This window comes from Bacillus sp. UNC41MFS5, from assembly GCF_000686805.1.
Map to the genome: position 1 here is coordinate 1 of NZ_JMLP01000026.1, position 19,768 is coordinate 19,768.

The window sequence follows — 19,768 nt, forward strand, 5'->3', positions numbered from 1 at the left end:
AAAAGGATTATCCGGTATTAGCACCGGTTTCCCGGTGTTATCCCAGTCTTACAGGCAGGTTGCCCACGTGTTACTCACCCGTCCGCCGCTAGACTCCGAAGAGTCTCGCTCGACTTGCATGTATTAGGCACGCCGCCAGCGTTCGTCCTGAGCCAGGATCAAACTCTCCAAGAAAGTTGATTAGCTCATTTGTTACGTTGGCTTAGTTTCTTAAAAGAAACTAAAATTTATTGTTTGTTTGCACGATTTTGTTTGTTTAGTTTTCAAGGATCAATTACCAAATCGCCTTAAAGCGACTTTATCATCTTACCAAGTTATCAACTGAAAGTCAATAACTTTTTTAATTTCTTTTTTCTCACTGCATCTGTCTCGCAGCAACAGATATTAATATACCACCATTCAAAGACAGGTGCAATAGTATTTTTTAATTTCCCCCAAAAAAATTAAAGTAATAATATTCTAACTTTTCTTCGTTATAGATATAAAAAAAGTGCCAGTAACATGGCACTTTTTAAAGATCCTATTTATGACGCATAAGCGGGAATAATAGTACGTCACGGATAGATGGGGAATTAGTAAGCAGCATAACCAAGCGGTCTATTCCAATTCCTAATCCTCCTGTAGGCGGCATACCATACTCTAAAGCTTCAACGAAGTCGTCATCCATCATATGAGCTTCGTCATTTCCTTGCTCACGTTCTTTTAATTGCGCTTCAAACCGTTCTCTTTGATCAATCGGATCATTCAGCTCTGTAAATGCATTCGCATGTTCACGAGCGACAATGAACAATTCAAAACGGTCTGTGAATCTTGGGTCCTCATCATTTTTCTTCGCAAGCGGTGAAATTTCCACTGGATGCCCGTAAATGAAGGTAGGTTGGATTAACTTTTCCTCTACCTTTTGTTCGAAGAATTCATTAACAATATGACCATAAAGCATGTTGTTATTAATTTCAACACCGTGTTCCTTCGCAAGGTCACGTGCTTCTTCTACACTCATCTCTTTCCAGAAGTCTGCACCAGTGTATTCTTTGATAGCATCTACCATATGAAGTCTTTTCCATTCAGGTTTAAGATCTACCTCATAATCGCCATATTGAACAGTCGTTGAACCGACTACTTCTTGGGCAATATGAGCAATTAGGTTCTCCGTCAGACTCATGATATCACGGTAATCTGCATAAGCCTCATAGAGTTCAATCATTGTGAACTCAGGATTGTGACGGGTCGAGACACCTTCATTCCGGAAGACACGGCCAATTTCATACACCTTTTCCAGACCGCCCACAATCAAGCGTTTTAAGTGCAGCTCAATGGCAATTCTCATAAATAACGGCATATCCAGAGCATTGTGGTGTGTTATGAATGGACGTGCAGATGCTCCACCAGCAATGGAATGCATCATTGGTGTTTCAACTTCTAAATAGCCGTGGTCATCTAAATAACGACGCATCGATTGAATAATACGGCTTCTCGAAATAAAAGTAGCCTTACTTTCTTGACTCATAATTAAGTCTAAATAACGTTGACGGTAGCGCTGTTCAACATCCTTAAGTCCATGGAATTTATCAGGAAGTGGGCGTAACGCCTTTGTTAAAAACACAAAGTTTTCCACCTTAACAGATAATTCGCCTACTTTTGTTTTAAATAATGTACCGGCTACGCCAATAATGTCTCCTAAGTCTGAAGAATCGAATAGTTTATAGTTCTCCTCGCCGACTGCATCTTGACGAACATAGACTTGAATTTGACCTGTTAAATCCTGAAGATGCGCAAAGCCCGCTTTTCCTTTTCCGCGCTTCGTCATAATACGGCCTGCTAAAGAAACAGCTACATTTTTTGCTTCAAGCTCTTCTTTCTCTAATTCAGCATATTGCTCAACTAATTCCTTCGTGTTGTGCGAGCGGTCAAAACGTTTCCCGAAAGGATCAAGACCATTTTCGCGCATGGTATTCATTTTTTCACGTCTGACCATTAATTGGTCATTTAAATCTTCCTGACTCATTAAATTCACTCCAATAATCTTTTATTATGTAAAATGCTATAAATAAGGCAATCCCATTTTTCTGCATACTTTATTATTTTACACAAACTTACACTTTCAGACATCAAAAAGATGTTATTAAAATAAAAACTGCCAGTTTTTTCACTGGCAGCATCCAATTAGTATAGAAAAGACACTTTAAGTGACAAAAATCATCCTACAATTAACTGACTTTGTTCTTTCGCTTCCACTTCTGCGACTAATTCGTTCAATAATGTTACTAAGTGATCTCTAGTATCACATTCATTAATAGCATTACGAACTGTGGCGTTGCCGCGTACCCCTTTTAAATACCAAGGTGTATGCTTCCGCATTTCGCGAACGGCAATATGTTCACTTTTAAGCGCAATTAAGCGGTCTAGATGAAGGATACATACATCAATCTTTTCTCTAACAGATGGTTGAGGCATTAAAATACCAGTCTCTAAATACTGAATAGTGCGGTAGATCATCCATGGGTCACCTAAAGCCGCTCTTCCAATCATTACCCCGTCTACACCTGTTTCTTCAAGCATGCGTTTGGCATCTTGCGGTGTCTGAACATCACCATTACCAATCAACGGAATATTTAGGTTTTGTTTTACTTCACGAATGATATCCCAGTTAGCTTTTCCCTCATACATTTGAACGCGTGTTCGGCCATGCAAGGATACAGCCTTTCCTCCTGCACGTTCTACGGCCTGGGCATTTTTCACAGCAAATATATGCTCATCATCCCAGCCCATCCGCATTTTTACAGTTACAGGTTTTTCAACCTCCGCTACCACCGCTGAAACCATCTCATAAATTTTATTAGGGTCTAGCAGCCACTTTGCCCCAGCATCACATTTCGTAATTTTAGGAACAGGGCAACCCATATTAATATCAATAATATCAGCATTGGTATTCTGATCAACAAATTTAGCCGCTTCGACAAGTGTTTTTTTCTCACCGCCAAAGATTTGCAAGCTTAATGGTTTTTCACGCTCATCTATATAAAGCAGATTCATTGTCTTTTCGTTTTTATTAATGATTCCTTTATCACTCACCATCTCTGCACAAACTAAACCAGCACCAAATTCTTTTACTGTTAAACGGAAGGCAGAGTTACATACCCCGGCCATCGGAGCCAGGACAACGGGATTCTTCATTTCAATATCGCCAATTTTCAACATGAACCTACCTCCTCTTCTTCTGTTAATTATTCATAGGGTTGAACTTAGAATATGATCTAGGCCAGCGACAGTTTATAAATCTTTTGGCGTTAAGTCATCAATTGTGATTTTTAGAGAATGCGCAATCCTTTCCAGCAGATCATTTGCTGGAAGGCGGTTCCCTCTTTCAATTTCGCCCAAAATCGATACAGACACACCAAGTTCCTTCGAAAAACCTTCTTGTGTAAAGCCCTTTAACTTCCGATAGGCTCGAATACGTCTTCCCCATTTTTCAGCTTCCATATTCGGACTCCTTCTTTATTTGGTAATTCTTCTAATGATGATTCAAGTAACTTATTTATCTCCGAACATTTCTTGTCCTGATAGATTTCTAAAAGTGGAATAATTACAAACGCTCGCTCTAGCATCCTTGGATGCGGAAGGATGAGCTTCTCGCTTTGAATATTTTCTTGGTTATAGGTAAGAATGTCAAGGTCTATTGTTCGCGGACCCCACTTTATTTCCCTTTTTCTCCCAAGTTCTAATTCAATTTCTAAACATAAATCTAATAAATCCATGGAGCTGAAAGCCGTCTGAATCTCGATTACCATATTTAAAAATAAATCTTGTTCCTCATAGCCGATCGGATCCGTCTCATAAATTGATGAATAATTTACCAATTTAATACCAGAATAACTGGTTAATCTTTTAATTGCACTCGTTATAGTATCATAACGGTTTCCTATATTCGAGCCAAGGGCAATAAATGCTGTGTTTTCCACTTTTATCTTCTCCTTGTAATTTCTACTGCAACAGACCGATAATGACCTGGAATCGGCGGATCTGGTTTAATCACCGTAACAGTTACTTCAGATATAAGCGGGAAGTCTGTCAGCACGCCAGCTGCTATTCGCTCTGCCACCGCCTCGACTAATTTAAAAGGCGGACCCTCCACAATATCTTTACAAACTTGGTAGAGTTCTGCATAATTCACTGAGTATACCAGTTCATCGGTTTCGCCCGCTTTTTTTAGATCAATAGAAACTGATAGATCAACCGCAAAACGCTGCCCTAACCGAGTCTCTTCTGGAAAAACACCGTGGTACCCGTAAAACTCCATTCTATTGATGTAGATTTTATCCAATCGTTTCACCCTTTCCCATCAGGGCATCCATCATCTTTGCCATTCTGCTCATTTCTTTTACATCGTGAACACGGATTATATGACAGCCCTTTTGGATTCCGTAGCAAATCGTTGCTCCAGTACCTTCCATTCTTTCATCAACAGGAAGATCTAACGCTTGTCCTATCATCGATTTTCTGGAAGTCCCTAACAATACAGGATAACCTAGTTTAACAAACGTATCTAAATTCTGCATGGTGAGCAGATTTTCTTGATAACTCCTCGCAAAGCCGATACCTGGATCAAGGATAATCTGTTCATCCTTAACCCCTGCCTTTTTTACAATGGCTATACTTTCATATAGATCATTGATGACATCTCTCATAAATACCTTGTAGTTTCGGTCCTTACGATTGTGCATGAGCACAATTGGAACACCGTAATCAGCCGCCACTTGTCCCATCTTTACATCTGCCTTTGCCCCCCATACATCATTGATGATATGAGCTCCAGCTTCTATTGCTTGTTTTGCCACTTCTGCTTTATACGTATCAATCGAAATCGGCACTTGAACTTGTTCAGAGATCGCCTTAATAATTGGGATCACCCGCTCAAGCTCTTCCTCAGCTGGAACAGCAGCAAAGCCTGGCCGTGTCGATTCCCCGCCGATATCAATTATATCCGCACCATTTTCCACCATTTCTTTCGCTCGTTTAACAGCCATTTCAACTTGGTTGAATTTCCCGCCATCCGAAAAGGAATCTGGAGTAGCATTTAAAATGCCCATAATAATGGTTCTTTTACTACTATCCAAGGTATATGGTCCACATTGGATTAGTTCTTGAGATGTTTTCATACCTTTCCTCCTTATCCCGCATTTTTTCACTCCTATTATCATACATGAAATCTTAATTCGTATACAAAAAAAAGAAGCATCGGCAAAGCCGACGCCACTCAGATATTATTATTCAGCATCGTATTGGTAAAGCACCGTACTTAAATAACGTTCGCCATTATCAGGAATAATAGCTAGTACCTTTTTACCTTTACCTAATTTCTTACCAACTTCTAATGCTGCGTGAATCGCTGCGCCTGAAGAAATCCCACCAAGAATCCCCTCTTCTCTTGCTGCACGTCTTGACGCTGCAAATGCTTCCTCCGTACCAACTTGGATCACTTCATCATAAATGTCAGTATTTAAAGTTTCAGGAACAAATCCTGCGCCAAGTCCTTGAAGTTTATGCGGACCTGGAGCTCCACCTGAAAGAACTGGTGAATCTGTTGGTTCAATCGCAAAGATTTTAATTTCAGGGAAATTTTCGCGAAGAACACTTCCTGCACCTGAGATAGTTCCTCCTGTACCAATTCCAGAAACAAATGCATCTAATTGTTCCATTTGTTCAACAATTTCTTTACCTGTTGTTCTTCTGTGAACTTCAGGGTTTGCTTGGTTCTTAAATTGCTGTGGCAAGAAATAACCATGCTCCTTAACAAGTTCTTCAGCCTTAGCAATCGCACCCTTCATACCCGCTGGACCAGGTGTTAATACTAGTTCAGCACCATATGCACGAAGGAGGTTCCGTCTTTCCAAACTCATCGTTTCAGGCATTACAAAAACGGCTTTGTAACCTTTTGCTGCAGCAATCATCGCAAGACCAATTCCAGTATTTCCACTTGTAGGCTCAATAATGGTATCGACACCTGGTTTGATTAACCCTTGCTCTTCTGCCGCTTCAATCATAGCTAAAGCGATACGATCCTTTACACTGCTGCCTGGGTTAAAATATTCTAGTTTTAAATAAACCTCAGCACTATTTTCATCTACTAATCTGTTTAATTTAACAATTGGCGTTTGGCCGACTAATTCGGCAACTGAATTTGCAACACGAACCATTAAGAGCACCCCTATTCCGAGTAAATTGATTGGATTTATATTATTAAATTTACCAGTTCTATACTGAGTTTGTCAATCGTTTTGTTTGCGTTTTTTTCAATATTTAAACATTTATACTCTTGATATATAAGAAAAAGCACAGAATAGTACCTGTGCTTTAGTTCTCATTATGACCATAGAACCATTCGACCTTAGCGTCATCCCAAAAAGTCGAAGCAGATGCGGGCGATTTCATTTGTTCCAGCGCAATTTGCCTTCGAATTTGCTCTTTTACATCTGCAAAAGAATATTTCTTCCCACTAATCTTTCCGTCTAGCTTAAGAATGGCATAACCTTCTTCCACTTTAACAGGCATACTGTAGGCACCTGTCTTGAGTTCTTTAGCTACCTCAATATATTGGCTGGGATAACGCTCATCCCCTACACTAATATACCCAATATCGCCGCCTTCATTTGCAGAAAACTCATCAATGGAACGTTCCATGGCTAGCGTTGAAAAATCAGAACCTTGAGCCAACTCTTGCATCGCTTTATCTGCCTCTTCCTGTGTAGGGACAACAATATGTGATAAATGATAAGCAGACGATACATCAAAAAGGTCTTTATTTTTTTGATAATAGCTTTCTAGTTCACTGCTTGAAACTTTAACATCTTTTGTTAATAGTTCCTCTAATAGTAGGTTGCTGCGAATTTGTTCCTTCCACCTTTTTTCATTCTTACTATTCTGTTTAATAAATGAACTTGTGGTGGATTGCAGCATTCTAAATTCGCGGTCGACATCCTGGCTGGATACGTTAATATGATATTTCGCCGACATTTCTTCAATGACCTTTTGGTCGATCATTTCCTTTAACACATCTTTTCCATACCTAGCTTCAAGCTCATTAAGCCAATCTTGCCGCATAATCGTCTTTTTACCAATTGTAGCTACTGTCTCTTCATTTCCTATGGTACCGCCTGCCGTATTTGCCTTTGACAGAAAAAAAGCAATCGTAAGGCAATTCACCAATATCAGGGCCGCAATCACCATCCAAAGCTGCTTCTTTCCCAACCTCTTTCCCCCAATCAGAAAAGCGCAAACACCTGTTATTTTGCTTCCTTTTTAAGCTCTTCTAATTCTTCACTTGTAAAAAGGTATTTTTCATTGCAAAAATGACAATGTGCCTCAGCCTGACCATCTTCTTCAATCATTGCCGTAATCTCTGCTGCTCCTAAACCGACAATGGCATTCGCAAACCGTTCTTTAGAGCAATTACAGACAAACCCCACCGGCATCGTTTCTAACACCTTTACCTGGTCTTTTCCAAAAAGCTCTTCGAGGATTTGCTCTGGTGTTAGTCCACGTTCAATTAGTTTAGAGATGGGCTCAATTGTTTTTAAGCGTTCCTCCAATTTTGAAATAATTGGCTCCGGTGTGCCAGGCATTAATTGAAAAATAAACCCGCCTGCTGCCAAAATCGTATCATCTGGGTTCACCAAAACACCTACACCCACGGAAGACGGAACCTGCTCAGAAGTGGCAAAATAATAAGTAAAATCCTCGCCTAATTCACCAGATACAAGCGGAACTTGTCCGGAAAAGAAATCGCGCAATCCTGTATCTTTGACGACAGCTAACACACCGTCTGTCCCAACGGCACGACGGACATCCAGCTTTCCATGTTCATTCGATTCGAAATCCACCTCTGGGTTTGTTACATACCCTCGAACTTCCCCTTTGGCATTACTATCGACAACAATCGGTCCTAGTGGGCCGCCGCCATTAATTTTTATCGTTAATTTATCGTCACCCTTAAGCATAGCCCCCATCATAACTCCTGCGGTCAATGTCCTGCCCAATGCAGCAGAAGCTGTCCGCCATGTTTGATGGCGTCTTTGTGCCTCGGTCACAGTTTCTGTTGTCCGAACGGCAAAGGCCCGTATATTTCCATCATATGCAAGTGCTTTAACAAGATAATCCTTCATTGGTAAACCCCTTTCTAACTATTATTCCTTAGGTTGCCCTATGTTTCTTTTATAGATAAGCTGTAAACCTTTTAAAGTTAAAAATGGATCAACAATATCAATAATGGTTGATTCTTGGGCAATTAAATTTGCTAAACCGCCTGTCGCAATAACGGTAGGTTTTTTCTCACCTTGCTCCATCATCCGCTTGACAATCCCCTCTACTTGACCCACATACCCATAGACAATTCCCGCCTGCATTGCCGCTACTGTATTTTTACCGATTACCCCTTCAGGTCTGGCAATCTCTATCCTAGGCAGTTTTGACGCACGTGAATACAGCGCCTCTGTTGAAATACCCACTCCCGGAGCAATTGCACCACCCATATATTGACGTTCCTCATTCACATAACAATAAGTTGTCGCTGTTCCAAAATCGACGATAATCAGTGGACTGCCATACTCATGAATGGCAGCTACGGCATTGACGATTCGGTCAGCCCCGACTTCCCTTGGGTTATCATATTTAATATTCAGACCCGTTTTGATCCCTGGTCCAACAACAAACGGCTTAATGTGAAAATACTTTTGACACATTCTTTCGAGTGCAAACATGATTGGTGGAACGACTGAAGAAATAATGATCCCGTCAATATCTGAAAAAGAGAGTCCCGCATGATCAAACAAAGCTTTAATGTTCATTCCAAACTCATCTTCTGTGCGGTTTCTATTGGTTTCAACACGCCAATGGTATTTAAGTTCCTCACCTTCATAAACACCTAAAACAATATTGGTATTTCCTACATCAAATACGAAAATCAAATCTATCACTCACTTTTCAGATTATTCTCTTCTTTACTGAAAACATAATACCATATATTTGTTTAATCATGAAAAAAAGAGTGCTTCATACGAAGCACTCTTTACATTATTTTTGATTATCTAATTCATCAGAAGGATTCTGAGGCTCAAAATCATCCTTTTTCTTATTGATATTGACCTTGACGTCTTCTGTTTTTTTCGGGCCGATTTTCACAGCTTCTAAAGCTTGATTAGGCTCTGGCATATGTCCATGGTCCACCAAGTATTTAATCTGTTCAGCCACAAGTGTTTCCACTTCAAGTAATGTTTTCGCAATGAGATCAAGCTTATCACGATTTTCAGTGAGAATAACTCTAGCTCTTTCATAACATTCTTTAATAATACGTTGAACTTCCAAGTCGATTTCGTAGGCAATCGCATCAGAATAATTTTGTTCATTATGAATGTCACGGCCTAAGAATACCTGACCGCCTGAACCCTGACCAAACTGAAGCGGCCCAAGTTTATCACTCATACCATATTCAGTTACCATCTTACGTGCAATTCCTGTAGCACGTTGGAAATCATTATGTGCTCCTGTACTAACTTCTCCAAAGACAATCTCTTCAGCAACACGACCGCCCAATAAGCCAACAATTTTATCAAGCAATTCTGGCTTCGTCATAAAGTAGCGGTCTTCCCTAGGAAGCATGACAGCATATCCGCCTGCTTGACCACGCGGTACAATGGTAACCTTGTGGACCATGTCCGCTTCATCGAGCACTAAACCGATCACTGTATGGCCGCCCTCATGGAAAGCAACAATATTACGTTCCTTTTCAGAAATCACCCGGCTCTTTTTAGCAGGTCCAGCAATAACACGGTCTGTTGCTTCATCAATGTCTTCCATATCGATTTTCTTCTTACTGCTTCGGGCTGCAACCAAGGCCGCCTCATTCAATAAGTTTTCTAAATCAGCACCAGAGAAACCCGGTGTACGCATCGCAATATTTTTCAAGTTAACAGATTCATCTAATGGTTTATTACGTGCATGGACTTTAAGAACTGCTTCACGTCCAATAACATCCGGACGGTCAACAGTAATTTGCCGGTCAAAACGACCTGGACGTAACAAAGCTGGGTCCAAAATATCAGCACGGTTTGTTGCAGCAATAATGATAATTCCTTCATTTGCCCCAAATCCGTCCATTTCAACAAGCAATTGGTTCAAGGTTTGTTCACGTTCATCATGTCCGCCGCCTAGGCCTGCGCCACGCTGACGTCCAACGGCATCAATTTCATCAATAAAGATAATACATGGTGCATTTTTCTTTGCATTTTCGAATAAATCACGGACACGGGAAGCCCCGACCCCGACAAACATTTCAACGAAATCAGAACCACTAATCGAGAAGAACGGAACGCCTGCTTCACCTGCGGTAGCACGAGCAAGCAATGTCTTACCAGTACCAGGAGGTCCTACAAGAAGAACTCCTTTTGGAATCCGGGCACCTAATTCAGCAAATTTTCGTGGATCCTTTAAAAATTCAACAACTTCCACTAATTCTGCTTTTTCTTCATCAGCACCAGCTACATCTCTAAAACGCACTTTTTTCTTATCATCGTTATAAAGCTTCGCTTTGGATTTACCAAAGTTCATCACACGGCTGCCGCCGCCTTGGGCTTGGTTTAATAAGAAGAAGAATAAAATAAAAATAATCACAAACGGAATAATTGATGTAAAGAAAGTCACCCATCCGCTTGTTTCCTTCGCAGGCATTACTTCCACTTTTGAATCAGCTTTATTAATTTTGTTAATAATTTCTTCACTGTTTGGAACATACGTTATGAATTTTTTCTTCGATTCCAACTCACCACGGACTTCATAAACCCCGCGTTCCGGCTGCATCGAGAACGATTTTACATCGCCGCTTTCTAATTGGGTAACAAACTTATCATATGAAATATGATCAGTCGACTCATTGCTTCCATTAAAGAAACTTACCACACCAATAATGACTAAAAATATCAATAAATAAAAGATGGTATTACGGAAAATCCGATTCATCTCTTACCTCCTCCCACGATAGACAAACTATAGTAAATGGTATCATAGAAAATCTTACAAATTCAAGAAATTACACTTTGATAGGACTTACTATCTCCAAGTTAACGGTAAGGTCGCTTAGAGATTATTTGTGTATACTTCAGGTTTTAATACGCCAATGTATGGAAGGTTTCGATATTTTTCTATATAATCCAAGCCATAACCGACAACAAATGCATCTGGCACAATAAAACCAACATAATCCGCTTGAATTGCACTTTTTCTGCCTGTTGGTTTATCAAGCAGTGTCACAATCTTAATGGATTTTGCTTTCCGATATTTAAACAAGTCAACCAAATAGCTAAGCGTTAAACCGCTATCGATAATATCTTCGATAATAAGAATGTCTCTTCCTTCTACAGATGTATCTAAATCCTTAATAATTTTTACTTCTCCTGAAGAAACAAGTCCGGTTCCATAACTCGATACATCCATAAAATCCATTTCTAGATAGCAATCCATCCGTTTTAATAAATCACCCATAAACGGCATCGCACCTTTTAACACCCCAATAGCAAGCGGGAATTTATCTTGGTACTCTTCCGTTAATTCTGCAGCTAGATTCCTGATTTTATCTTGAATCTCTTCCTCTGATACTAACACTTTTTCAATATCCTGTTTCATCTAAATGTGCCTCCTAGAAGATCCCTACTTTTGATATGTGAATAGTATATATTGTTTAGCTTTGCAATCTATACCTTCAAATGAAGACTTTTTTATACCTGGCAGCCAAATAATATTACCTTCTTTGTCAGTTAGTACTGGCCACATATTACGTTCCTGCATAGGTACTTTTTGATCAATAAATATGGATTTTAATTTTTTTGAACCATTCAATCCCTTAATCGTCATTCGATCGCCAATTTTTCTAGAACGAATAATAATTGGCCACTTTATCGTGCCGACACTAAACAAAGCAGTGTTTACATCTGCATCCAGAATTTCCTCCGTTACATATTTGCAATTAATTTTCCCGCCATTCGGCAAGTTTATCACACCCGGTTCGTTCAATTCATAATGATAGGACGGTGCCTCATTCGATTGAAATTGGAATGTAAGGGAGTAATAGGAACGGATAACTTTTAAACCATTAGGAAAATCAAGCTTACCTGATGGCAGAGAATGCTGAATTAACAAAAATACTTGATCGATATGTACAGCAGATAAAGAAGTTGGTTTTTCTTTGTAAAGATAGTTTAATATTAGTTGAATCCCTCTCCTTTGTAAAGGTAAAGGCACTTCAAGAAACCGGTAAATGTCAATGGTAATTTTGCACTCTTCCTTTTTTGTCATTACTGTATTCATTTGCTGAACAGTTAATTCCTGAAGAAAGATTTCATCGTTGGTTAATTCCTCACTAAACCGTTGAAAATGTTCATGGACATGCGGGTTTTCTTTTTTTAAAAAGGGAATCACTTCTTTACGAAACCGATTTCTGCTATAAATTCCTTTTTCATTACTTGGATCTATTCTTGGGCTAAGGTGATGCCTTTGACAATAATCCTCTATGTCAGCTCTTTCTAACCCTAGGAACGGACGAAAAATTGTGCCGCTGTAAAATGGGCGGATAAATGGAATGCCTGCACGAGCAAGCCCCGTACTGCCCCTTGTTACTCTCATTAACATTGTTTCCATTTGATCATCGCCATGATGTGCCAGCGCTAAAAATGGATACTGATACTTTTCCATAATCTTTAAAAAAAACTCATACCTCGCATCGCGTGCCGCAATTTGCGAACTTTTCCCTGTTAATTCTATGATTTCCGGAACATTGACCCGAGTCATTTCAAAGGGCAAGCTATTCTGTTCACAAAATTTTTGAACAAAAATCGCATCCTCATATGACTCCTGACCACGAAACATATGGTCTACATGGGCAACAATAAGGAGCATATTTTGCTTCTCTTTTTCCGCAAGCAGATAGTGCAGCAGCGCTAACGAATCCGGACCTCCTGAAACACCAATGACAATTTTTTTCGAAGTTAAGCTAAATGCCTGGTGATGAAGAAAGGTCTTGACCTTTGTTTCCAACATAATATTGCACTCTTCCTTAAAACAAAGTTTAGAACCTTTAAATAGTAAGAATAACCTTAGTCTACCACTTTTAAGAATAAAGTATCAAAGCATTGATATTACAAATAGCCTAGAAATTTTTCCTATTCATTTATTGAAATCTCCACGTATTAAATGTTATACGAATGACTTAACAAATAGTTTCAAACATTTATAGTAATTTATTAAATGTATACCATGCGTATAACAGGCCTAACACAATAGCGATTAACCAGAATTCCATCCAACCGCTTTTTTTCTTCTTTTTACGGTAGTGCTGCCTTGTCATTGACTTGCTTCCAATAGAACCCGGGTGTTTTTGTGCTGGTTTGCTCGTCCCGCCAGACTTTACGGGAACTGGATCAGGATTTTTTTTATCAATCATCAGATCTAATAGGTCTGATCTCATTTGTTTCGCGCTGCTATATTGGCCTTGAAGTGCTTTTAGGATGACCTTTTCCCAAGCAATTAACTCAGGTTTCTGACGAATTGCTTCCCTTAATTGCTCGATTCCCCCCGTCGTTTTCGTTAAGCGTTTGGGATAGGCAGTGTTGATCATAATCATGGCCACTGCAAACAAGTCATACGAAGGTTCGGCCTTCCTTGACCCCAGCCCCCAATAGCCGCGATCATAAAACTCAGTAAACTCCTTAATAGCTCTCCCCTGAATGGTGGTGCCGCCCACATCAATGCACCTTATTTTCGGGGGTGGTCCGGTGACAATTAAATTTTCTGGCTTAAGGTCGCCAAATACCCAGCCGTTTTCATGTAGCTTGTCTAAATCATTTAACAGCTGCAAAAATAACACACTCGTCCACGATTTTCCCTTTTGTTGCAAAAACGATAAGAAGTCAGGGCCGTCGATGTATTCCATGACATAAAAGGAAATCCGTCCTTGATTACTTTGCCAATCATCGACATCAAGCAAAGAAGGCCCAAGGGTTGGGGTTCCCTGGACCTTTGCTAAGGATTTTAAAACATTTACCTCAGAGGTAATCGACATACCATTGTCACTCATTTTCAACGCTACTTGAGTGTTATTATGCTTGGCAAGGTAGACCACCCCGTTTGCTCCAAATCCAAGTTCCCTTATAATCGTGTACTTGTTCAAATGCCATTTCCCTGAAATGACTGTTCCTGGGCTTACCTTACATTGACTCTTCAAAGTATGATTCATCATCACGTGAAAGAAGGCTCCTTAAGGATTGTTTTTGATCAAACGAGGATAGCGCTGTCCGTAACGCTGGTCCTGTCGGGGTTATTCCTCCCGTAGACAGTTGGGAAAATACACTTGTCAATGTTTGCAGCTTCGGTGTCCAATCCAGCAACTTTTCGACATCTTTCTTTTTCCCGGGAAATACGTAAACTGAAAATTGATTATCACCTGTACGGGCGTTCAAGCTTAGAGAGAGGTCAAGGAGTGCTTCTTTTACTGTCGGCAGCTTGTGTTTCATACTCGCACTTGTGTCGACAAGAATCAACACCTCTAATTCGACAGTTTCTCCTAATTCATCCACAACCTCCATTACTTCGCCGCGTTTTTCAGGCGGGAGATCTTCCATGGTTTGTGACCGACCCAAAATTTGCTGTAATTCTCTGTTTACAACTCCTTGTATCGTCTGATTCATGGCCTTGCGGGTAACCATTTGTACGGTTTGCGATAATTGCTGGGCATAGACAATCTGACTGACTCCCCCGCCTGACATGGCAATCCCATCAATTTCGGTCATCCCTTTTTCATCAATGGTATCCTGCTCCATCACTCCAATAACATTAACAGTGATTCCTTGTTCCCTGGCGAGTGCAGCCATGGCAATTGGATCGTCACCTTGATTGGAGCACCCATCAGTAATAAGTAGAATTTGGCGAATCTTCCCTGTATACATAACCTTCTCCCTCCACTACATGTATTGGTACCATTTTCGACGGGAAGAAGGTGATTTATACATATTTTAATAGAAGACTGAGTAAAATAACTTGTTTAGGCTTGTCGTTTTAATTTTTGCACAGGAATTGACGCCCATTTCGGTGTATTATGTTTTATTTTTGCAACGGTCACCGTCATATCATCATGGATAATTTCTGATCGCGACCGAATGACTTCCTCAAGGATTAAATCTGCTACTTCTTGCGGGTCATCTGTCTCTAATCCTTGTAGTTTCCGCTTCATCCATAAATCATAGTTCTCTACATGCAAGGGTCCTTCAAATACCCCATCACTCATCATGATAAGTAAGTCGCCAGCCTTTAATTGCTCGCTTACCACGTCCACTTCAAATTCCTGAATCATCCCAATCGGCAAATTGCTGGCTTGGATTTTAATAATCTTATTTCCTCTCTTTATAAAGCTTGGTGTGGAACCAATCTTAAGGAACTTCGCAGATGCATTTTGCAAATCAATCATGGCTAAATCTAATGTAGAAAAAATTTCATCTGTTGTCCGGAGCGAAAGGATGGAATTAACAGATTTAATTGCCACCTTTTCCTCAATGCCCGATTGGAGGATCTTTTGCAAAAGAAGCAACGTTTCTTTACTCTCGTAATGTGCCCTTTCTCCATTTCCCATCCCATCGCTGATGGCAATCGCATATTTACCAAATCCGAGTTCAATCGTCGAATAGCTATCGCCTGAAACAAGGCCGCCATCCTTTGCTGCATGAGACACACCTGTTTCCACCGTATATGCCTTTGACGACCTGAACGTCACATGACAAAAGTCATTTGGAACAGTTGCACATTCTTCCAGTTTGACAACAATCGTCTCACCAAGAATGTCTGATAGCATCGGCGCAATTAACTTTTCACATTCACCATGGCCATTGCAAAATGGCAAGGACATTTCAATATCGACATTTCCTTGTTCAAGACTATATATTTCCACCTGCTCTATATGAATACCGAACGATTGCATCGCCTCCATAATTTGCTCTTCCTGTTTGTGATGATTTTCTCTTTCCCGCTGAATCTCCTTTGCAAAATTCTCCATTACTTCTGACACACCTAACAATTGGTCAGCAACCAGCTTACGACTCTCTTGAACCTGTCTTTTTAGCTTTTGGTTAGCTTGGAAAAAGGTTAATTCCTGGCCAATTGATTCATAGACTCTTTTGGAACGTGTACAAATTTTTTCCCACTCCCTTGCTAGTTTAGAAGAAATATTTCCATCGTTTTGATCCATTTCATGAATAATCTCTTCCATATAAGCATAGGTTGTATTAAAATTGCTCGCCCAACATTGATCCTTCTTAAAGCAGGTTTGGCAGGTTTTTTCGGTCACGTTGCTCATAAAGTAATCCATTTCCCGCGCATGTTCGTCTTCCCTTGGCTGAACTTCCATTTGTGAAAAGCTTTTGGACAAGGCATGGAAGACATTAGAGAATTGTGATACCCGCTGCGCGGTGACGTCGCGCATCTTCCGCATATATTTTTGTTGTTCAGCAGTGTATTCCGGTGTACCAGGGATATACTTCGCCAATCTTGAAGTTAATACTTGAGGTGTAAGCAGGAATAAGAAAACGGCCGCCGAGGTTTCCAAAACGGTCATCAGAATTGACCCATCACCGCCTTCCCCATACATGCCAATGAGGAGTGTGGCAATATATAAACCAATCGAAACACCTATTTTCTTACCTTCCTTCATTAGGCCGCCCAGAACACCTGAAAAAGCTAGTAGACTCATATGATAAAAACTGGAAACACTTGCAAGGCTAAAAATTAACCCCGTGACGACCCCAACAGTGGAGCCGACAGTTGCTCCAGCAATAAATGAAAATACTAACACTAAATATCTCGACAAGATATGTTCCACCGATAAATCATATACCTTCCAGCCGATTGTCCCTGTCATGATGGAAGCGAGCATGATAATCAAACAGACGATTTCTTCTGTCTTTAACAATTGTCTTCGTTTGTTAAAGGTCAACAATGGAATACTTTGTAAAAAGATTAGCGTTAATATAAAAGCAAGACTTGTTTGTACCCCGACCATCATGAAATCATATAGTGTCAATTGTGTCGAAAGGATAAAGGCTTCAGCTAGTTTCCCCAGCCCAAGCACAATACCGACAAAAAACGGAGCTGCCTTCAACTCATTTCTTAGCCATTTCTTGCTAATACGGAAAACAACGATAAAACATAGGGTAATGATAAAGGTACTGGCAGCATTTGATAATGAAATGGTCACTGCTCCAATAACCAGTCCGATCAAGGCAAGCGGTGCCCGATCTCGTTTAATTAAATAAACAGAAGCAAAAAAGGGAAGGCAAAAAGGGGTTAGTTTCGCCAAAATCAAGGCCCGTCCAAGCAAAAAACCAACCAATAACAGCAAGAACCCTTTTTTTATGAAAAAGGACTCCAGCATTAGTTGAATTTTTTTCAATCCACTCTGCAAAGCCCATTTGGATGGCTGAAGATTAACTTCACTGACGGGTTCTATGAAACTAGCATTTGTCTTTTCCATAAATCACACTCCCTATTCTTTCATTGTTCAGATAATTATAAAATTAATAGACTTAGAAGTTTGTCAAATTAGTGAACAAGCAAAAAAAATCGTTCGACGGTTTTCACTATTATCATTCAAATAATATTAATTAGTGTCGTAGAGTGTCACCAAAAACAGAGGGTGTCAGGCACCATGTGAAAAATTCACATGGTGCCTGACACCCTCATTTCGTTTTCAATTTAAAGATACAAAAAAGACAGGTCATTTCGACCTGTCTTCAAATATAGATATGAAGTGACTCTACTCTTTATCCGATTAAAAGTTTAGCAGCAAGTTACCCCCGCTTAGCTCCTCTTCCTCCACGTTTGGACTCTGTGTTCCTTTTTAAGGAAGATAAACGATCCTCACTATCTTTTAAAAATTTTGCCATTTTGGTTTCAAAATTTTCCGGCTTAAAATTATTACGATCGTTGTTTCTACCCTGACGAGGTCGTTGTGAATTTGAGTTTGAGTGGGATCTTTGCTGTGACTCAGGGCGATCCTTTGCCTTCTTAATCGACAGTCCAATCTTCCCATCCTTCTCAACATTAATGACTTTTACCTCTACTTGGTCGCCAACCTTTAGATGGTCATTAATATCTTTCACATAATTGTCTGCAACCTCACTGATGTGTACGAGTCCTGTTGAGCCCTCAGGCAGCTCCACAAACGCTCCAAAATTAGTAATCCCGGTTACCTTTCCTTGTAACTTGCTGCCTACTTCAATTGACATAAAAAGAATGTTCCTCCTTAAAAGTATAAAAAATCAATCTTACTCTATATTATACAAAAAGAAAAAAATCAGTGTCAATATGACTATAAATTGGTTCATTTACCCTTTTTTTCATCTGGAATATTAAAAATGATTTCACCTTTATTGGAGAAAAAGTACTCTTTTCTTGCTAACTTTGCAATATAATCATCATCATTTAATTTAATGATATTTTCATTGAGAATATCTTGCTGCCCTTTTAATTGCTTTAACTCATGATCCAGCTGCTTCTTCTGCGCAATCTTAGCATTGAGCTTCGCCGTTTGGGAAATGTTACTGGAAATCATTAAGTAAGAGAGAATGCTCGCAAAAACCAGAAACATTGTCAGCCTTCTTGCTAATAGCTTCTTTTTCCTAGCTGAAGCAATTTCTGCATATTCTTGCTGCTTTACAAAGGTTGTCTGAATCTTTGATACACTTCTCTTTTGTTCTGCTTCCATTTCCCTCACCGCCTTACTCTTTTCGTTTTTTCCATCTATCTATTAACTTAGTAATATAATTCCTGATTCTCTGAAAATTTCCTGCCGTTTTATTATATAACTTCTCGACGGATTTTTTAATACTTTTCGGCAAAAGTTTCCAAAAAATTAACAGAATCTTTTGCAACGGAACGAAAATAATTTTGACTATTAATAATAAAACTTTACCAATAAATTTAACAAGGGTGAAAAGGCCCCTGCCAATCGCAATGATAACCATGATAACCAACTGAATAAGACCAACAATTGGTTTATAGATCAAGAGCTGAAAGGTCTTTTTTAGGAAGCGGCTGATTGCAATAACAGATTTTATCACAAATTCGAGCAAGCGAAGGTAGATCCCTTTAAATAGACTCTGGTAAGCGGCAAATCCACAAATAAGAGCGAGGAAGATATAAAATCTAAGCTCGCCATTATTGACTAAAAACAAGGTATAAAAAATAATCACCGCTTGGATAATCCAAAAGAGTAAATCATTAAAAAAGACTATCCACTGCTTTCTTTTCGGCCGTTTTAAAAACCGCTGATAGGTATCGAACATGGCACCAAACAACGTGCCCATTCCAATCATCGAAAGCAGGGTGAAAAATTGAGTCGAGAGGCTCATCGGAATAACTTGCTAAAGAATCCTTTAGCTTTCTCCCCGTGCTGTTCATCAAGGTAAACTAAATCAAAGATCTTCCCCTTAATTGAAACAAGCCCCTTTTCTACATCTAAATTTTTCATTTGCAGGTTTTGCCCCTTGATGGCTAAAAACCCCATAGATGTTTCGAGTAAAAACTCCTCATTATCAAAACTTTCTACTTGTTTCACTCCGGTAATATCAAGCAACTTTCGTCCCCTCATGATGACATCATGTTCTGGAACGCTGCTCTTAGCTGGATTACTCTCATAAAATTGGCTCATTAACATCCCTCACAATCATTTGTACAACCTTTT

Annotated in this window: 20 protein-coding genes and 1 rRNA gene; all 21 read right to left on the reverse strand. The window is 39.7% G+C overall.

Going from position 1 to position 19,768, the window contains the following annotated elements:
* Nucleotides 1–174 (reverse strand): 16S ribosomal RNA (locus tag BR30_RS0113280); the annotation flags it as partial.
* A 346-nt stretch (nucleotides 175–520) separates the two neighbouring features.
* Nucleotides 521–2,005 (reverse strand): lysine--tRNA ligase, encoded by a 1,485-nt coding sequence (lysS, locus tag BR30_RS0113285; RefSeq protein ID WP_026565438.1) that lies wholly within the window; start codon nucleotides 2,003–2,005, stop codon nucleotides 521–523.
* A 191-nt stretch (nucleotides 2,006–2,196) separates the two neighbouring features.
* Entirely contained in the window at nucleotides 2,197–3,198 is a 1,002-nt protein-coding gene (gene dusB / locus BR30_RS0113290; RefSeq protein WP_026565439.1) for a tRNA dihydrouridine synthase DusB, read from the reverse strand.
* A gap of 72 nt (nucleotides 3,199–3,270) precedes the next feature.
* Nucleotides 3,271–3,480, reverse strand: a complete 210-nt coding sequence (locus tag BR30_RS0113295) for a helix-turn-helix domain-containing protein (protein ID WP_026565440.1) — start codon at nucleotides 3,478–3,480, stop codon at nucleotides 3,271–3,273.
* Nucleotides 3,432–3,959, reverse strand: coding sequence for a 2-amino-4-hydroxy-6-hydroxymethyldihydropteridine diphosphokinase (gene folK / locus BR30_RS0113300; RefSeq protein WP_026565441.1), 528 nt, complete (start codon nucleotides 3,957–3,959; stop codon nucleotides 3,432–3,434). Before folK ends, BR30_RS0113295 begins: the two co-directional genes overlap by 49 nt.
* 2 nt (nucleotides 3,960–3,961) lie before the next feature.
* Nucleotides 3,962–4,321, reverse strand: coding sequence for a dihydroneopterin aldolase (folB, locus tag BR30_RS0113305; RefSeq protein ID WP_026565442.1), 360 nt, complete (start codon nucleotides 4,319–4,321; stop codon nucleotides 3,962–3,964).
* Nucleotides 4,314–5,156 (reverse strand): dihydropteroate synthase, encoded by an 843-nt coding sequence (gene folP / locus BR30_RS0113310; RefSeq protein ID WP_026565443.1) that lies wholly within the window; start codon nucleotides 5,154–5,156, stop codon nucleotides 4,314–4,316. Before folP ends, folB begins: the two co-directional genes overlap by 8 nt.
* Nucleotides 5,157–5,264: 108 nt before the next feature.
* Nucleotides 5,265–6,194 carry a cysteine synthase A gene (cysK, locus tag BR30_RS0113315; RefSeq protein ID WP_026565444.1) on the reverse strand — a complete coding sequence of 310 codons (930 nt, stop codon included), beginning with the start codon at nucleotides 6,192–6,194 and terminating at the stop codon, nucleotides 5,265–5,267.
* 157 nt (nucleotides 6,195–6,351) lie between these two features.
* The gene (locus tag BR30_RS0113320) at nucleotides 6,352–7,245 is read right to left on the reverse strand and encodes a peptidyl-prolyl cis-trans isomerase (protein WP_026565445.1); all 894 of its coding nucleotides are present in this window, start codon (nucleotides 7,243–7,245) and stop codon (nucleotides 6,352–6,354) included.
* 35 nt (nucleotides 7,246–7,280) lie between these two features.
* Nucleotides 7,281–8,159, reverse strand: coding sequence for an Hsp33 family molecular chaperone HslO (gene hslO / locus BR30_RS0113325; RefSeq protein WP_026565446.1), 879 nt, complete (start codon nucleotides 8,157–8,159; stop codon nucleotides 7,281–7,283).
* Nucleotides 8,160–8,180: 21 nt separating this feature from the next.
* Entirely contained in the window at nucleotides 8,181–8,960 is a 780-nt protein-coding gene (locus BR30_RS0113330; RefSeq protein WP_026565447.1) for a type III pantothenate kinase, read from the reverse strand.
* Between the two features lie 106 nt (nucleotides 8,961–9,066).
* On the reverse strand, nucleotides 9,067–11,007 hold the full coding sequence (gene ftsH / locus BR30_RS0113335; RefSeq protein WP_026565448.1) for an ATP-dependent zinc metalloprotease FtsH: 1,941 nt from the start codon (nucleotides 11,005–11,007) through the stop codon (nucleotides 9,067–9,069).
* Nucleotides 11,008–11,124: 117 nt separating this feature from the next.
* Nucleotides 11,125–11,670: a hypoxanthine phosphoribosyltransferase gene (hpt, locus tag BR30_RS0113340; protein ID WP_026565449.1), complete on the reverse strand. Its 546-nt coding sequence runs from the start codon at nucleotides 11,668–11,670 to the stop codon at nucleotides 11,125–11,127.
* Between the two features lie 24 nt (nucleotides 11,671–11,694).
* Nucleotides 11,695–13,080 carry a tRNA lysidine(34) synthetase TilS gene (gene tilS, locus BR30_RS0113345; RefSeq protein ID WP_026565450.1) on the reverse strand — a complete coding sequence of 462 codons (1,386 nt, stop codon included), beginning with the start codon at nucleotides 13,078–13,080 and terminating at the stop codon, nucleotides 11,695–11,697.
* Between the two features lie 190 nt (nucleotides 13,081–13,270).
* Nucleotides 13,271–14,278, reverse strand: coding sequence for a serine/threonine protein kinase (locus BR30_RS0113350; protein ID WP_026565451.1), 1,008 nt, complete (start codon nucleotides 14,276–14,278; stop codon nucleotides 13,271–13,273).
* Nucleotides 14,247–14,984 carry a vWA domain-containing protein gene (locus tag BR30_RS0113355; RefSeq protein ID WP_026565452.1) on the reverse strand — a complete coding sequence of 246 codons (738 nt, stop codon included), beginning with the start codon at nucleotides 14,982–14,984 and terminating at the stop codon, nucleotides 14,247–14,249. The genes BR30_RS0113350 and BR30_RS0113355 overlap by 32 nt, the downstream gene beginning before the upstream one ends.
* Before the next feature lie 95 nt (nucleotides 14,985–15,079).
* Nucleotides 15,080–17,557: a stage II sporulation protein E gene (spoIIE, locus tag BR30_RS0113360; protein WP_026565453.1), complete on the reverse strand. Its 2,478-nt coding sequence runs from the start codon at nucleotides 17,555–17,557 to the stop codon at nucleotides 15,080–15,082.
* A gap of 316 nt (nucleotides 17,558–17,873) precedes the next feature.
* Entirely contained in the window at nucleotides 17,874–18,311 is a 438-nt protein-coding gene (locus BR30_RS0113365) for a S1 domain-containing RNA-binding protein (RefSeq protein WP_026565454.1), read from the reverse strand.
* 95 nt (nucleotides 18,312–18,406) lie between these two features.
* Nucleotides 18,407–18,790, reverse strand: coding sequence for an FtsB family cell division protein (locus tag BR30_RS0113370; protein ID WP_026565455.1), 384 nt, complete (start codon nucleotides 18,788–18,790; stop codon nucleotides 18,407–18,409).
* A 13-nt stretch (nucleotides 18,791–18,803) separates the two neighbouring features.
* Complete coding sequence (gene yabQ / locus BR30_RS0113375) at nucleotides 18,804–19,436, reverse strand: spore cortex biosynthesis protein YabQ (protein WP_026565456.1); 633 nt, start codon at nucleotides 19,434–19,436, stop codon at nucleotides 18,804–18,806.
* Nucleotides 19,433–19,735: a sporulation protein YabP gene (gene yabP / locus BR30_RS0113380; RefSeq protein WP_026565457.1), complete on the reverse strand. Its 303-nt coding sequence runs from the start codon at nucleotides 19,733–19,735 to the stop codon at nucleotides 19,433–19,435. The genes yabQ and yabP overlap by 4 nt, the downstream gene beginning before the upstream one ends.
* Nucleotides 19,736–19,768: the final 33 nt, after the last annotated feature.

Excerpts from the sequence above, each read along its gene's own strand:
- dusB (WP_026565439.1), bottom strand. The coding sequence starts at position 3,198 with ATGTTGAAAATTGGCGATATTGAAATGAAGAATCCCGTTGTCCTGGCT.
- yabQ (WP_026565456.1), bottom strand. The coding sequence starts at position 19,436 with ATGAGCCTCTCGACTCAATTTTTCACCCTGCTTTCGATGATTGGAATG.
- ftsH (WP_026565448.1), bottom strand. The coding sequence starts at position 11,007 with ATGAATCGGATTTTCCGTAATACCATCTTTTATTTATTGATATTTTTA.
- lysS (WP_026565438.1), bottom strand. The coding sequence starts at position 2,005 with ATGAGTCAGGAAGATTTAAATGACCAATTAATGGTCAGACGTGAAAAA.
- hpt (WP_026565449.1), bottom strand. The coding sequence starts at position 11,670 with ATGAAACAGGATATTGAAAAAGTGTTAGTATCAGAGGAAGAGATTCAA.
- BR30_RS0113295 (WP_026565440.1), bottom strand. The coding sequence starts at position 3,480 with ATGGAAGCTGAAAAATGGGGAAGACGTATTCGAGCCTATCGGAAGTTA.
- hslO (WP_026565446.1), bottom strand. The coding sequence starts at position 8,159 with ATGAAGGATTATCTTGTTAAAGCACTTGCATATGATGGAAATATACGG.
- cysK (WP_026565444.1), bottom strand. The coding sequence starts at position 6,194 with ATGGTTCGTGTTGCAAATTCAGTTGCCGAATTAGTCGGCCAAACGCCA.
- folP (WP_026565443.1), bottom strand. The coding sequence starts at position 5,156 with ATGAAAACATCTCAAGAACTAATCCAATGTGGACCATATACCTTGGAT.
- yabP (WP_026565457.1), bottom strand. The coding sequence starts at position 19,735 with ATGAGCCAATTTTATGAGAGTAATCCAGCTAAGAGCAGCGTTCCAGAA.
- BR30_RS0113355 (WP_026565452.1), bottom strand. The coding sequence starts at position 14,984 with ATGTATACAGGGAAGATTCGCCAAATTCTACTTATTACTGATGGGTGC.
- spoIIE (WP_026565453.1), bottom strand. The coding sequence starts at position 17,557 with ATGGAAAAGACAAATGCTAGTTTCATAGAACCCGTCAGTGAAGTTAAT.
- BR30_RS0113370 (WP_026565455.1), bottom strand. The coding sequence starts at position 18,790 with ATGGAAGCAGAACAAAAGAGAAGTGTATCAAAGATTCAGACAACCTTT.
- BR30_RS0113350 (WP_026565451.1), bottom strand. The coding sequence starts at position 14,278 with ATGATGAATCATACTTTGAAGAGTCAATGTAAGGTAAGCCCAGGAACA.
- tilS (WP_026565450.1), bottom strand. The coding sequence starts at position 13,080 with ATGTTGGAAACAAAGGTCAAGACCTTTCTTCATCACCAGGCATTTAGC.
- BR30_RS0113365 (WP_026565454.1), bottom strand. The coding sequence starts at position 18,311 with ATGTCAATTGAAGTAGGCAGCAAGTTACAAGGAAAGGTAACCGGGATT.